Source organism: Leclercia sp. M-A074-M (genome assembly GCF_965195605.1).
In the GTDB taxonomy this organism is placed as follows: domain Bacteria; phylum Pseudomonadota; class Gammaproteobacteria; order Enterobacterales; family Enterobacteriaceae; genus Enterobacter.
This window is the reverse complement of the sequence record NZ_CBDAHM010000007.1, coordinates 193,305-206,841: the sequence shown is the minus strand read 5'-3', so window position 1 is coordinate 206,841 and position 13,537 is coordinate 193,305. Positions and strand designations below refer to the sequence as shown.

Sequence of the window (13,537 nt, the reverse complement as noted above, 5' to 3'; positions counted from 1 at the left end):
ACGTCGCCCCGGCAAGCGCAGCGCTGCCGGGGAATGGACTTATCTGTCCCAGTAGGACTCTTCCAGACTGTCTTCCCGCTCCGGCAGGCCGCGCGTTAAGCGCGGTGAGTGCTGGTTCAACACCTGATAACTCACGCGGTTTGCGTACTTACATACCTGCGCCAGCGACGAATAGGTCAGCCAGTTAAACTTGTGTTTGCTGGAGTTCGGCACGTTGGTACGGTGGAACGCGTTGGCAGTGATATCGTGCAGCAGCGCCGCCAGCGCGCCGTCGCCTGCGCCGTTGGTGTTCATGATCTTCTCCGGGCCACCCATGTACGGGGCGATATGCGAGAAGATACGCAGCGGATTTACGCAGTCCTTATGGCGCATGGCGCGGCTGAATTCAAACTGGTTGAACTCGGCAATCGCCCCCGGCAACAGCGGATGCTGGGTCTTGCGTTTTGCCTCTTCTTCGGTGAAGCCAGCCATATACAATCCTACCGGCCCGGCGGTGCAGAGCACCAGATCGACCCAGTCCAGCGCTTTATCGGATGCCAGCAGCGGATCGCTCTCCCCGGTCAGGGCTTCGGCCTCTTCTTCGTTCATCGCCAGAATCGAGACGTGCTCCTTCAGGAACGCCTGCCACCACTCCGGGTTATCGGCGATGACAAATTTGGTGCCCAGGGTAAGGACCACCGGCACGTTGTATTTCTTCGCGTATTCCACGGCCTTCATGGTCGCTTCCGGCATCGGCTCACCGGGCTTGCAGCGCACCAGATAGGAGGTCAGCACCAGTGCCGATGCCCCGGCGATCACCTCTTCAGGAATGCTGTCGGCGCGCAGCTGGTTCATATGGCCAGGGCTGATGGCGAAGGTCCGCTCGCCGGATTCACCGATCAGCGTAAAACAGCGGCCAATCGCCCCGTCCACGCCCTGGAGGTAGTTCAGATCGGTCCGGCTGGAGGTGTTGCAGAGATAACGGTAGGCGTAACTGCCGATTTCGACATTGCTGCACATCACGCCCAGCAGCACGGAGCGGTCGTCCGCCAGCACGGAGTAGTTGTGCATGGTGTTGCCGATGGTCCCCCCGGCAAACTGATGGGTGATCAGGTTATCCCGCACCAGCTCCTGATAGAGCGCTTCCGCTACATCGTCTTCAATCACCAGAGAGTGCCCGGCGCTCAGGCCGTAACGTTCGACAAACGCATCGTCCACTTTTGCTTCAATATCCACCAGCGTCTGGTCGATACCCACCACCCAGGCGGCACTGGACTCATTTTCCGGCTGAATTTGCTGCAGCAGCGGATCGCGGGCGTTAACGGGAAAGTAGTGTTTGGATTTACGTTTACCGGGAAATTTCATGTTCTGAGCTATGAGTGACGGATGGGCCGGGAATGGTAGCACAAACCCGGCGCAGAGTGCGATCAGCGGCTGCGGGTCACCAGTGATGCCATCATCTCGATGTGCTCAGGATTGTCGTTAAGGGCCGGAATATACTCGTACTTCGTCCCGCCCGCTTCGAGGAAGAACTCCCGGTTTTGCACCGCGATCTCTTCCAGGGTTTCCAGACAGTCTGACGCAAAGCCCGGCGACATCACCTGGATATGCTTCACCCCCTTCTCACCCAGCATTTTGAGGGTCTCATCGGTATAAGGGGTCAGCCACGGCTCGCGGCCAAAGCGCGACTGGAAGGTCATCATCACCTTCTCGGGCGGCAGGCCGAGGGCGGATACCAGCTCACGGGTGGTATCGCGGCAGCGCTGCGGATAGTCGTCCCCTTCGTTGGCGAATCGCTGCGGGATGCCGTGATAGGAGAGCAGCAGCAGATCCGGCTCGCCGTGTTTCTCAAACGACGCGCGGGCGCTGCTGGCAAGGGCGTTGATATAGAGCTCGTTATCCGCGTAGTCGCGAATAAAGGTCACGCCGGGTATGCGACGACGGGTTGCCAGAATGCGCGCCAGCTCATCCCAGACGGCTGCCACAGTGGAGCAGGAATACTGCGGATAGAGCGTCAGCACCACAATGTGCTCAACGCCCTGCGCCAGCAGTTCATCGACGGCGCTTTTCAAGGAAGGTTTGCCGTAGCTCATGCCCAGCGCCACCGGCATATCCGGCAGACGGGCGGCCAGCGCCTTCTCCTGACGACGGCTGTAGACCATCAGCGGTGAGCCCTCTTCCATCCAGACGGACTGATAGAGCTTTGCCACGCGCGGCGAACGGATCGGCAGAATCACGCCGCGCAGCAAAGGCCACCACAGCAGGCGTGGGGTATCCACAACGCGCGTATCGCTTAAAAATTGTCGCAGGTAGCGTTTTACCGCCGCTGGAGTAGGTGCTTCGGGGGTTCCCAGATTGGCAAGCAGGATGCCGGTTTTCGCCTGACTCATTCACGCCTCATAACCTTTTAACAGGCTGATAAGTGTATCTGAAAAGTACGTAAACGGAACCAATTGCAGCAAAAGGTAAAATGAGAATTTTTCTCACCCGGGAACCCGGGTGAGAACCACGTTAAGTGGTGGTGCGATTAGCCGAGGATCTTTTCCAGCTCTGCACGAACGTCAGCGACAGGCTTAGTACCGTCGACTTTTGCGTATTTGGTGTTACCCGCCTGCGCTTCTTTAGAGTAGTAGCCGATCAGCGGCGCGGTCATCTGATGGTATTCCACCAGGCGCTTACGCACGGTCTCTTCCTGATCGTCTTTACGAGTGGTCAGCTCTTCGCCGGTCACGTCGTCTTTGCCTTCCACCTGCGGCGGATTGAACTTAACGTGGTAAACGCGGCCGGAAGCGGCGTGTACGCGACGACCGATGATACGGTCAACGATCAGTTCGTCCGGTACGTCGAACTCCAGCACGTAGTCTACGTTGATGCCCGCGTCTTTCATGGCATCCGCCTGCGGAATGGTACGTGGGAAGCCGTCCAGCAGGAAACCGTTACGGCAATCTTCCTGAGAAATGCGTTCTTTAACCAGAGCGATAACCAGCTCGTCGGTCACCAGTTTGCCGGCGTCCATAATGTCTTTCGCCTGTTTACCCAGCTCGGAGCCAGATTTAACAGCGGCACGCAGCATGTCACCCGTAGAGATTTGCGGAATACCGTATTTCTCCATGATGAACTGAGCCTGAGTTCCTTTACCCGCGCCCGGAGCGCCAAGCAGAATAATACGCATTGCGAAAATCCCCTCAAAAGTCGATTCAATTTTTCAAAAAGCGCTAAACAATACCACCAGAACGGGTATCGCTCAAGAAAGGCGGGCAGGCTGAAACGGTTAATGAGGGGAATTTATTAGTGGGTGCAGGCAGATAACCTGCACCCTTATCCTCTCTTCAGCGAAGAGAGGGAAGTGATTTACGCCAGCAGCAACGCATTCACGCGTTTGATGAACTGGTTTGGATCTTCCAGCGTGCCGCGTTCAGCCAGCAGGGACTGATCCAGCAGCAGTTCAACCCACTCGGCGAAGCGGGCTTCATCCTGGGTCTCGGCTGCACGTTTCACCAGCGCGTGGTCCGGGTTCAGTTCAAAGATGTATTTCACCTCCGGCACTGCCTGACCCGCAGCGGCGAACAGCTTCGCCATCTGGGTGCTCATCTCGTCAGCATCAGTGGTGACGATGGCAGGGGTATCGGTCAGACGGTGGGTGAAACGCACCTCTTTCACGCGATCGCCCAGATGGGTTTTCACGCGCTCAACAAACGGCTCCAGCGCTTTTTCCGCCTCTTTCGCGGTATCGTCCACTTCATCTGCCAGCTTGTCGATGGACTCATCGGCTTTGGCAACGGACTGGAACGCTTTGCCGCTGAACTCGGTCAGGTAGTTCATCATCCACTCATCGATGCGATCGGAAAGCAGCAGCACTTCGATGCCTTTCTTACGCAGCAGCTCCAGGTGCGGGCTGCTCTTCGCCGCGGCATAGCTGTCGGCGGTGATGTAGTAGATCTTCTCCTGCCCTTCTTTCATGCGGGAGATGTACTCTTCCAGCGACACATTCTGCTCGGAAGAGTCGTTGTGTGTGGAGGCGAAGCGCAGCAGTTTGGCAATGGCTTCAACGTTAGACGGATCTTCCGCCGGGCCCTCTTTCAGCACCAGGCCGAACTGTTTCCAGAAAGTCTGGTATTTTTCGGCGTCGTCTTTCGCCAGCTTATCCAGCATCTGCAGCGCACGCTTGCTCAGCGCGGTGCGCAGATTACGGGTGACGGTGCTGTCCTGCAGGATCTCACGGGAGACGTTCAGCGGCAGATCGTTGGAGTCAATCAGGCCGCGCACAAAGCGCAGGTAGTTCGGCATGAACTGTTCAGCTTCATCCATGATGAACACGCGCTGCACGTACAGCTTCAGGCCGTGCTTGTGATCGCGGTTCCACATATCCCACGGTGCCTGCGCCGGGATGTAGAGCAGGCTGGTGTACTCCTGCTTCCCTTCCACGCGGTTGTGGCTCCAGGTCAGCGGATCGGTAAAGTCGTGGGCGATGTGCTTGTAGAATTCGTTGTATTCGTCGTCTTTGATTTCAGACTTGTTACGCGTCCACAGCGCCTGCGCTTTGTTGATCTTCTCCCAGGAGATGACGGTTTCGCCATCTTTCTCTTCCTGTTTTTCGATCTCTACCGGCAGGGCGATATGGTCAGAATATTTGCTGATGATGGAGCGTACGCGCCAGTCGTTGAGGAAATCGTCCTCCCCTTCGCGCAGGTGCAGGGTGATCTCGGTGCCGCGATCGGCTTTGGTGATGTCGGCAACGGTGTATTCACCTTCGCCGTGGGATTCCCAGAATACGCCGCTTTCAGCGCTTTCGCCTGCCGCACGCGTGCGCACGGTAACTTTATCCGCCACGATGAAGGCGGAATAGAAGCCCACACCGAACTGGCCGATCAGCTGGCTGTCTTTGGCCTGATCGGAACCCATCGACTGCAGGAACGCTTTGGTGCCGGATTTGGCGATGGTGCCGAGATGGTCAATGGCTTCATCACGGGTCATACCGATGCCGTTGTCGGCGATGGTCAGGGTGCGGTTCTCTTTATCAAATGAGACGCGCACGCGCAGTTCGCCGTCACCTTCATACAGCTCTGGCTTCGAGAGCGCACGAAAACGCAGCTTGTCTGCCGCATCAGAGGCGTTAGAGATAAGCTCGCGCAGGAAAATTTCTTTATTGGAATAAAGAGAATGGATCATCAGGTGCAGAAGCTGTTTTACCTCTGACTGGAAACCACGGGTTTCTTGTCCTTTCATACTAAGTCGACCTCAACAATGCCATTTAATGGGGTTTAAAAGCGTTGAGGGAGAGATGGGGCCAGGGGGGAATTTTTTCAAGCGGAGGCCACGACTGCAGCCTCCGTTTGGTCAGAAATTAATCTTGTGACGACCTGCCAGAGAGTGGGACAGCGTGGTGCCATCGACCATTTCCAGCTCGCCGCCCACCGGCACGCCGTGGGCAATTCGACTGGCATCAACGCCCGACTCCGCACACAGCTCGGCGATATAGTTGGCTGTCGCCTCCCCTTCCACCGTTGGGTTGGTGGCGAGGATCACCTCGTTGATCGTTTCCGATTTCAGGCGCTGTTCAAGACGGTCCAGGCCGATATCATCCGGACCAATGCCGTCCAGCGGCGAGAGATGCCCCATCAGCACAAAATAGCGGCCGGAAAACTGCCCGGTCTGCTCGATGGCATAGATGTCCGCAGGACTCTCCACCACGCAGATCTGACCATTTTCCTGACGACGCGGATTGGCGCAGATGTTACACACCTCCTGCTCGGTAAAGGTGCGGCAGTCGGCACAGTGGCCAATTTCTGACATGGCGCGGGTCAGGGCCTGCGCCAGACGCATGCCGCCGCTACGATCGCGTTGCAGCAGGGTAAACGCCATGCGCTGCGCCGACTTCGGGCCTACGCCCGGCAGGCAGCGTAGCGCTTCCATTAACTGCGTAAGCAGCGGACTGGTTTGCATCAGAATGGCATCTTAAAGCCCGGTGGCAGCTGCATTCCGGAGGATACAGAGGCCATTTTTTCTTTCTGAGTTTCGTCGATACGGCGCGCAGCATCGTTAAACGCAGCGGCGACCAGATCTTCCAGCATCTCTTTGTCGTCTTCGAGCAGGCTTGGGTCGATCTCCACGCGACGGCAGTTGTGTGCGCCGTTGATGGTCACTTTGACCAGACCTGCGCCCGATTCGCCAGTGACTTCCATCTGTGCGATCTCTTCCTGCATCTTCTGCATTTTTTCCTGCATCTGCTGGGCCTGCTTCATCAGACCACCCAGACCGCCTTTACCACCAAACATAGGCTTCTCTCTTCTTTCACGTTAAAGATAACAACCGTAAGTCAGACTCACGATCAAATGGGTCGAATACTCTCTTCATCCAGTTCTGCATCGAAGTAACGCTGCAGGGTCTGAATGTTATTATCCGCGATAATCGCCTCACGCGCCTGCGCGAGCTTCTCTTCATAAATGGCCTGACGCCACTCCAGCGGGGTACGGACCGCCGGATTATCATCTTCAATGATAGTCAATTCAACCGGCGCGCCCTGTAATGTGGAGAGCGCCTCACTCAGCACCTGCTGCGCGCTCGCCGAGTTCAGGTGACGCTGGCCCGGACGCAGATGCAGGCAGATGCGGTTGCCCTCCTGCTCACGCCAGGCGTTGAGCGCGACCTGCTCCACCAGCTTCGGCAGCTTCAGTTTACTGACCTCTGCTGCCCAGGCATCGCGCACAAGCGACTCTTCCGCAAGCTTCGCGGAGAGCTCCGGCGTTTTCTCATGCTCCAGCGCCTTTTTCAGCGCCTTCGGCGTGGCAATCTCCACCTTCACCTCTTCGGTGACGGTGGTGGCTTTCCAGCGATAGGCTTCTTGCTTAACCGGCGCCTTAGGCTCAGAAGTGACCGATGCCGAACGCGACTGGACACGATCCGTGACCGAAGCCAGACGTTCAAGCGCGGCGTTATTTACCGGCCGCGCTCTTGCAGGCGCTGCCGGTTCACTCTTTTTTGGTCTGGGTGCTCCCTGCGCGCGCTGTAGCTGGCTGCGGGCAGCAAGCACCGAACTGGTGGCGTCCGACAGCGGCACATTTTGCGGCGATGGCGCTGCCGGCTGTACAGGCACCTGCTGCGGTGACATAACCGCCGTCGGCGCGGCCGGTGCGAAAGACTGTGGCTGCACCTCGGGTTCCGGCAACGGCATGCGCGGATGGAACGCCAGCGCGCGCAGCAGGGTCATCTCAACCCCCATACGTCTGTCGGGCGCGAACGGCAGTTCCTTACGACCAATTAACAGGGTTTGGTAGTAAAGCTGTACATCCGTTGGCGGAATGGTGCGGGCCAGCTCGCGCATCCGCTGTTCTATGGCCGCCATATCCGGGCCCAGCGCCGCCGGGGAGAGTTGCACCATCGCGATCCGGTGCAGCAGGCTGAGCATCTCTACCAGCAGGGCTTCCCACTCCACGCCGCGTGAGGCTGAGGCGTTGACCAGCTCCATCACCCGCTCGCCGTTGGCCTCGACAACCGCTTCAATCAGCGACAGCGCCTGATCGTCATCCAGCGTGCCGAGCATGGTGCTCACCGCCTGGGTCGTCAGCTTGCCTTCGCCGCTGGCAATCGCCTGATCCGTGAGGCTGAGCGCATCGCGCAGGCTGCCATCTGCGGCACGCGCCAGCAGCTGCAGCGCCCGCGGTTCATGGGCAACCTGCTCTTCATTCAGGATATATTCGAGCCGATCGCGGATCTGCGTGACGTCCAGCGCCTTCAGATGGAACTGCAGACAGCGGGACAAGATAGTGACCGGCAGCTTTTGCGGATCGGTGGTCGCCAGCAGGAATTTAACGTGTGCAGGCGGTTCTTCCAGCGTTTTCAGCAGGGCGTTAAAGCTGTGGCGCGACAGCATGTGCACTTCATCGATCAGATAGACCTTGAAGCGGCCACGCGCCGGGGCGTACTGGACGTTATCCAGCAGATCGCGGGTATCTTCGACTTTGGTGCGTGATGCGGCATCGATCTCAATCAGATCGACAAAGCGCCCCTGCTCGATTTCACGGCAGTTATCACACACGCCGCACGGCGTGGCGGTGATCCCGGTTTCGCAGTTAAGGCCTTTCGCCAGCAAACGGGCAATAGAGGTTTTACCGACGCCACGGGTGCCGGAAAAAAGCCAGGCGTGGTGGATACGTCCTAGCGATAAGCTGTTCGCCAGGGCGGTCAGCACATGTTCCTGGCCGACAACGTCAGCAAAGGTTTGGGGTCGCCATTTACGGGCTAACACCTGATAACTCATGGGCAGGCTCTGCAACGCTGGAAGGTGGATATTCAGGGGGGTAATGCTAACACAACCTCACCCGTTGGGCGAGGTTGCGGGCGGGAGGATTAATGTCCCGGGAATGGCACGAGGCTGTAGCTGGTGATGCCCTGTTTTTCGAGGCGCTGTTCACCGCCCAGATCGAACAGGTTGATGATAAAGGCCGCATCGGTTACTTCGCCACCCAGGCGACGGATCAGCTTCACGGTCGCTTCAATGGTGCCGCCGGTGGCCAGCAGATCGTCAACCACCAGCACTTTGTCGCCTGGCTTTATCGCATCAACGTGGATCTCAAGCTGGTCGGTGCCGTACTCCAGCTCGTAGCTCTCGGCGATGGTTTCGCGAGGCAGTTTACGCGGTTTACGCACCGGTACAAAACCCACGCCCATTGCCAGCGCAACCGGGGCGCCAAAGAGGAAACCACGGGCCTCGGTGCCTACAACTTTGGTGATCCCAGCGTTCTTATAACGCTCAACCAGCAGTTCGATGCTGAGCGCGTACGCTTTTGGGTCTTCCAGCAAGCTGGTGACATCACGGAAAAGAATGCCAGGCTTTGGATAATCCTGGATGCTTTTGATGCTGTTTTTAAGAAATTCAAGCTGCTGCGCAGTTGCGGTCATAAATGGATGCCTGATGAAAACGGTGTTACTCACGGAGCGGATAAAGGGTTGGTCAAAGTAACAATTGTTTAACCTTTAACCAGGCCCGCCCGTGCTCGAAAACGGTCGAATTTACTGGCTGCGCACAAGAAATGCAACAGCCAGTCTGATGATTATTGCTTTTCATCAACAACGGGGATCCGCCACATGAAAATGAGCAGGCAGGTGAGGATCGCCAGCAGCAGGATCCGTACCCACATCATTTTGACCAGCCATAATGAAATGGCGAAGGTCACCAGGATCAGCGCAATGGCCCGCGGCTTAGCCCCGGGCGGCATTGCACGGTACTGTTGCCAGTGACGCAGATAGCCGCCAAACCATGAGCGGTAGAGCAGCCAGTGGTGAAAACGCGGCGAGGAGCGGGCGAAGCACCACGCCGCCAGCAATATAAAAGGGGTAGTCGGCAGGAGGGGTAAAACGACACCCAGCGTGCCGAGCACTACCGCAAGCCAGCCAATGATGATTAGAATAGTACGCTGCATAATGCGAATCGGTATCAAACTGAACGGCTACTGTACCACTGGAGTGCGGATTGAAAACAGCCTTGCTTTTACAAACGCTGCAAAATCAGCTGTCGGCCCTGCGCACGCAGGCCGCACCGCTGATGCAGCACGCCACGCTGAAGCCGCGCTTTGACCGGCAGCTGTTTCGCACCCGCAGCACGGTGATGAATGCCTATCTGGATGAAGCCCAGCACAACCTGGATGAGCTGCGTCACGCCGTGGAAAAGGGGCAATCTGAGCAGGTGGCCTGGCTCGCCGGTCATCTGGCGGAACAGATTGCCGCCCTGCATCGGGAGATTGCCGCCTGGCCGCTACGCGTCTGGGACAGTTCCTCTGCCGGCACCACAAAATGGCAGCGCAAGCGTCTGGAACACCAGGAGTTTGAACGTCGGCTATGTGAAATGAAAAAGGCGCGCGCGGCGCGGCTGAATCAGGCCGAAACGCTGGAAGAACAGCAGATGCTGATGCGCGAAATCACAGCCCTGGAAGGACGGCTTGAACGCTGTCGTAAGGCACTGGATGATATTGAACGCGTTATCGCGCGTCTGACCCGTTAACAGGAGTAGTGTGTGTCACTGGAAAATGCCCCCGACGAAGTCAAGCTGGCCGTCGACCTCATCATGTTGCTGGAGAACCATGGCATCCCCACTGAAACAGTGCTGAAAGCGCTGGAGATTGTGAAGCGGGATTTTGAAGGGAAATTGCCCTCCCCCCTGCCCTCTCCCTGAAAGGGAGAAGGCCAGAGCGAGGGGGCACATCACGCCGGGGTCGGATCGTCACCCTTAATGTCACGTTTCACTTCAGTGTGCTCGTCGCCCTTTTCATTGCGCAGATGCACTTCCAGCTGGTTAAAGGCGATATTGATGTTGTTCTCGCGGCACATACGTTCGATGGTGCGGTTCAGTTCATCCACCGTGTAGCTGCGATCGCGCAGTTCACGCACGTACAGACGCAGCTCATGATCTAACGTGCTCGGCCCGAAGGTCGTAAAGAAGACGGCTGGCTCCGGATCGTGCATCACTTTTGGATGATCCATCGCCGCTTTCAGCAGGACGTTTTTCACCATCTCCAGATCGGAACCGTAAGCCACGCCGATGCGGATCACCACGCGGGTGATGGTGTCCGACAGTGACCAGTTAATCAACCGCTCGGTGACGAACGCTTTGTTCGGGATGATCACCTCTTTGCGATCGAAATCAGTGATGGTGGTCGCGCGGATACGGATCTTGCTGACGGTGCCCGAGAAGGTACCGATGGTGACGGTATCGCCGATTCGCACCGGACGTTCGAACAGAATAATCAGGCCGGAGACGAAGTTACCGAAGATCTCCTGCAAACCGAAACCAAGGCCCACCGACAACGCCGCCGCCAGCCACTGCAGTTTGTCCCACGACACCCCGAGCGAACCGAAGACGGTCATGGCGCCCACCACCAGAATCACATAGTTCAGGATGGTGGTAATGGCGTAGGAGGCCCCCTGACGCATATTCAGGCGCGAGAGGATCAGTACCTCCAGCAGGCCGGGTAAGTTGCGGATCAAGGCCCATGCCACCACCGACGAGACCAGTGCAAACAGCAGGCTGCCCATAGTGACATTTTTCATCACCGCCGCACCCGCTTCGGTGCCGCTGTAGTGCCACAACGTAATGCTGTCGAGATAGGCAAAGACGGTGATTAAATCAGACCAGATCGCCCAGAACATCACGCCGAACAGGGCTATCATCACCAGCATGGTGATACGCAGCGTTTGCTGGTTAACCTGCTCCAGGGCAATGGTCGGCTCTTCCTGCGGTTCAGCGCCTTCGGCCCCCTCCTTCACCATATTCTGCCGACGCGCCAGCGCGCGGCGATAGGCAATACGGCGGGCGGCAACGCTCAGCCCGCGCAGCACGGTCTGATAGAGCAGGTTCCAGAAGATCACCAGATAGACGGTTTCAATCCAGCGACCCGACAGACGCAGGGTGGTATAGAAATAGCCGGTGGCCGTCAGCACCATCAGGGCGATAGGAATAATAGAGAGTACGGTGACCGTCACCAGACGAATGGTATGCGACTCTTTGTCACGCCAGCTGTCACGGAATATCGGCCACATCAGGACGCTGATCAGCAGCAGGTTAAGCAGGATAACAAACTGCCCCAGCACATCATCCATCAGATGGAGCGGAGAGAGCTCCGCCACCACCGACCAGAAGTGCAGCGGCAACAGCGCCAGGCTGATGCGCACAATCTGGCGGCGCCAGTGGCTGGTCAGCTGCGCAGGCATATTAAAGTGGCTCACCGCCACGCCATCCTTCTCCAGCACTTTCCAGCACAGGCCAAAGACCAGCCAGAACAGCGCCAGCTTTTTGCTGAAGGCCCACAGCAGATCGCTGATATTGAGCTGCATCGTGAACAGGATCAGGCCGGCGGCGAGGATCAGCAGACAGACCGGCAGGGCGCGGATCAGATCGATAAGAATCGCTTTTGGGGTATGAAGCTGGCTGTCATTACGCAACTGCCCCACTTCCTGCGCCAGCTTCGCCTGATACTTTTTCAGCCAGCCAAGACGCCAGCGAATGAGGCCGGCAATCAACAACAGCGGCAGACCCGCCAGGAAAGCAAACGCCACCGCAGGGCCTGCTTTTTCCCAGTTAACAGAGATTTTCATCCCCTTAATCTGATCTTTCAGCATGCCCGGGAAGGATTTGATCCAGTCCCAGTCCATCGGTTTATTGCTGTTCACCCAGAAGATTTGCTGGGTGAGGATCTCCTGCAGACTTTTGGATACGCTCACCAGTTGCTGCTGGTTGATCTGCAGGTTAATGGCCATCATGAGCTGATTACCCAGCTGTTTATTCATCTGGTCAAGCAGTTCGCGGCGCATATCCACCACCTGCAACAGCGCATCGTGAACCTCTCCATTGACCTCGCTCTTGTGCCCCTCTTCCAGCTTCGCCACGAAGGCATCGCTCTGGAACAGGGCATCGCGCTGTTGGTTGACCTCAAACTGCTCCAGGCGCAGATCCGCAATGCGGTTGGTCATGTCCTCCAGCTCATCGGCAGAAGGTAAAGTCTGCTGCTGCTGATAAAGGATACGCGACAGCAGCAGGCTGCCTTTCAGGACGGCAATCTGCTCTTTAATATTGCGTTCGGACTGTAGGGCGCGATCCAGCCAGTTTTTCACTTTAATGTTCTGCTGAACCAGGGTGTTGCCGTTTTCAGTGGCTTTAATCAGGCGCTGGCTGAGCTGGTGGTTAACGTCCAGCTCTTGCTTCACCAGCGGATTTTCCTGGATACGCGCGGTTTCATCCGGGTTTACCGCTTCCTGAGCCGTTTTCTCCGTCAGGGTCAGTCGCTTGCTGTTGACCGCCTCCTGCAGCAGCTGCAGCTGGTGCTCCAGACGGTTGATGTTCGCGGTGACGTAGTCGCGCTGTTTTTGCAGGGTATCCTGCAGGACGGTATTGCCTTCCAGGCTCTTGCGCTGCTGTTCGATCTGGGCATTCAGCAGAAGCTGCTGCGTCATGAGCAACGTTTGCTGCGTGGGGCGTAACGCCGCCTCGCCCACCGTGGTGCCGTTCAGGCGATTGCGGATCTGCTGCAGCTCCTGAGAGGCGGCATACATTGCATTCTGTACGCGCTCCGGCTGAGTTTGCAGGGAAACCAGCTGGCTGTTGTAGGTTGAGAGATCGCTCTGGGCGGTTTGTAGGTCGTCGAGCAACTGCGATACGCGCAGTTCCAGCTGGCGTAATGAGAGCGTGGCCAGCGTTTTGCGGGTTTCTTCATCATTGTCCACATCACTTAGCGCATTCAGGCTTTCGGTCGCCTTACGCATCGCTTCCGGCGCCTGGGCCACTTTCTGGCGTAACTGTGTGGTTTCGGCCTTGATCCGCTCAAGCTTATCAATAGTCTCGAGGGTTTCCGTCAGGTCTTTTTGTACCAGCTTGTCCTGCGGAGTGAGCTCTTTTTGTTTGTTCAGGACATCAAGCTGGCTCTGAATATCTGCCCGGGTTGGCGTATCACTGGTGTTATCACCACGTGCAAACGCAACCGGGGAAGCCAGTAAGGCAAAAAAGAGAAGCAAAATAAAGGCAAAAACAGGATGCGATTGGCGTGTGTAGTGCGACATAGTAGTGTGTAAT

The 13,537-nt window shown here is 57.2% G+C and carries 12 protein-coding genes and 1 other annotated feature; of the genes, 2 read left to right on the top strand and 10 right to left on the bottom strand.

Going from position 1 to position 13,537, the window contains the following annotated elements:
• Window positions 1–39: 39 nt before the first annotated feature.
• From ACOKCT_RS15755 to ACOKCT_RS15715, 9 genes are all read right to left on the bottom strand, one after another.
• Entirely contained in the window at window positions 40–1,344 is a 1,305-nt protein-coding gene (locus ACOKCT_RS15755) for an inosine/guanosine kinase (protein ID WP_103178516.1), read from the bottom strand.
• Window positions 1,345–1,406: 62 nt separating this feature from the next.
• Complete coding sequence (gene hemH, locus ACOKCT_RS15750) at window positions 1,407–2,369, bottom strand: ferrochelatase (protein ID WP_103178515.1); 963 nt, start codon at window positions 2,367–2,369, stop codon at window positions 1,407–1,409.
• 137 nt (window positions 2,370–2,506) lie between these two features.
• Window positions 2,507–3,151, bottom strand: a complete 645-nt coding sequence (adk, locus tag ACOKCT_RS15745; RefSeq protein ID WP_103178514.1) for an adenylate kinase — start codon at window positions 3,149–3,151, stop codon at window positions 2,507–2,509.
• A 179-nt stretch (window positions 3,152–3,330) separates the two neighbouring features.
• Window positions 3,331–5,205: a molecular chaperone HtpG gene (gene htpG / locus ACOKCT_RS15740; protein WP_103178513.1), complete on the bottom strand. Its 1,875-nt coding sequence runs from the start codon at window positions 5,203–5,205 to the stop codon at window positions 3,331–3,333.
• A gap of 111 nt (window positions 5,206–5,316) precedes the next feature.
• Window positions 5,317–5,922, bottom strand: coding sequence for a recombination mediator RecR (gene recR, locus ACOKCT_RS15735; RefSeq protein ID WP_103178512.1), 606 nt, complete (start codon window positions 5,920–5,922; stop codon window positions 5,317–5,319).
• Window positions 5,922–6,254, bottom strand: a complete 333-nt coding sequence (locus tag ACOKCT_RS15730; protein WP_014882811.1) for a YbaB/EbfC family nucleoid-associated protein — start codon at window positions 6,252–6,254, stop codon at window positions 5,922–5,924. Before ACOKCT_RS15730 ends, recR begins: the two co-directional genes overlap by 1 nt.
• A 53-nt stretch (window positions 6,255–6,307) precedes the next feature.
• Window positions 6,308–8,236, bottom strand: a complete 1,929-nt coding sequence (dnaX, locus tag ACOKCT_RS15725; RefSeq protein ID WP_103178511.1) for a DNA polymerase III subunit gamma/tau — start codon at window positions 8,234–8,236, stop codon at window positions 6,308–6,310.
• Window positions 6,914–6,978: a sequence feature (DnaX frameshifting element), on the bottom strand. (Overlaps the previous gene by 65 nt.)
• Window positions 8,237–8,325: 89 nt before the next feature.
• Window positions 8,326–8,877 carry an adenine phosphoribosyltransferase gene (apt, locus tag ACOKCT_RS15720; RefSeq protein WP_010428187.1) on the bottom strand — a complete coding sequence of 184 codons (552 nt, stop codon included), beginning with the start codon at window positions 8,875–8,877 and terminating at the stop codon, window positions 8,326–8,328.
• 152 nt (window positions 8,878–9,029) lie between these two features.
• On the bottom strand, window positions 9,030–9,398 hold the full coding sequence (locus tag ACOKCT_RS15715; protein WP_103178510.1) for a DUF454 family protein: 369 nt from the start codon (window positions 9,396–9,398) through the stop codon (window positions 9,030–9,032).
• Window positions 9,399–9,448: 50 nt separating this feature from the next.
• On the opposite strand from ACOKCT_RS15715, the gene priC reads away from it, so the two are divergent.
• Window positions 9,449–9,976 carry a primosomal replication protein N'' gene (priC, locus tag ACOKCT_RS15710; RefSeq protein WP_103178509.1) on the top strand — a complete coding sequence of 176 codons (528 nt, stop codon included), beginning with the start codon at window positions 9,449–9,451 and terminating at the stop codon, window positions 9,974–9,976.
• 12 nt (window positions 9,977–9,988) lie between these two features.
• A complete protein-coding gene (gene rsmS, locus ACOKCT_RS15705; protein ID WP_103178508.1) occupies window positions 9,989–10,147 on the top strand; it encodes a pleiotropic regulatory protein RsmS in 159 nt (52 codons plus the stop codon).
• Between the two features lie 29 nt (window positions 10,148–10,176).
• On the opposite strand, the gene mscK is transcribed toward rsmS, so the two are convergent.
• Window positions 10,177–13,524 (bottom strand): mechanosensitive channel MscK, encoded by a 3,348-nt coding sequence (gene mscK, locus ACOKCT_RS15700; RefSeq protein ID WP_103178507.1) that lies wholly within the window; start codon window positions 13,522–13,524, stop codon window positions 10,177–10,179.
• Between the last annotated feature and the right edge of the window lie 13 nt (window positions 13,525–13,537).

What these genes read in the sequence shown, in the direction of transcription:
- htpG (WP_103178513.1), bottom strand. Translation starts at nt 5,205, where the DNA reads ATGAAAGGACAAGAAACCCGTGGTTTCCAGTCAGAGGTAAAACAGCTT.
- recR (WP_103178512.1), bottom strand. Translation starts at nt 5,922, where the DNA reads ATGCAAACCAGTCCGCTGCTTACGCAGTTAATGGAAGCGCTACGCTGC.
- dnaX (WP_103178511.1), bottom strand. Translation starts at nt 8,236, where the DNA reads ATGAGTTATCAGGTGTTAGCCCGTAAATGGCGACCCCAAACCTTTGCT.
- ACOKCT_RS15715 (WP_103178510.1), bottom strand. Translation starts at nt 9,398, where the DNA reads ATGCAGCGTACTATTCTAATCATCATTGGCTGGCTTGCGGTAGTGCTC.
- ACOKCT_RS15730 (WP_014882811.1), bottom strand. Translation starts at nt 6,254, where the DNA reads ATGTTTGGTGGTAAAGGCGGTCTGGGTGGTCTGATGAAGCAGGCCCAG.
- mscK (WP_103178507.1), bottom strand. Translation starts at nt 13,524, where the DNA reads ATGTCGCACTACACACGCCAATCGCATCCTGTTTTTGCCTTTATTTTG.
- apt (WP_010428187.1), bottom strand. Translation starts at nt 8,877, where the DNA reads ATGACCGCAACTGCGCAGCAGCTTGAATTTCTTAAAAACAGCATCAAA.
- adk (WP_103178514.1), bottom strand. Translation starts at nt 3,151, where the DNA reads ATGCGTATTATTCTGCTTGGCGCTCCGGGCGCGGGTAAAGGAACTCAG.
- ACOKCT_RS15755 (WP_103178516.1), bottom strand. Translation starts at nt 1,344, where the DNA reads ATGAAATTTCCCGGTAAACGTAAATCCAAACACTACTTTCCCGTTAAC.
- hemH (WP_103178515.1), bottom strand. Translation starts at nt 2,369, where the DNA reads ATGAGTCAGGCGAAAACCGGCATCCTGCTTGCCAATCTGGGAACCCCC.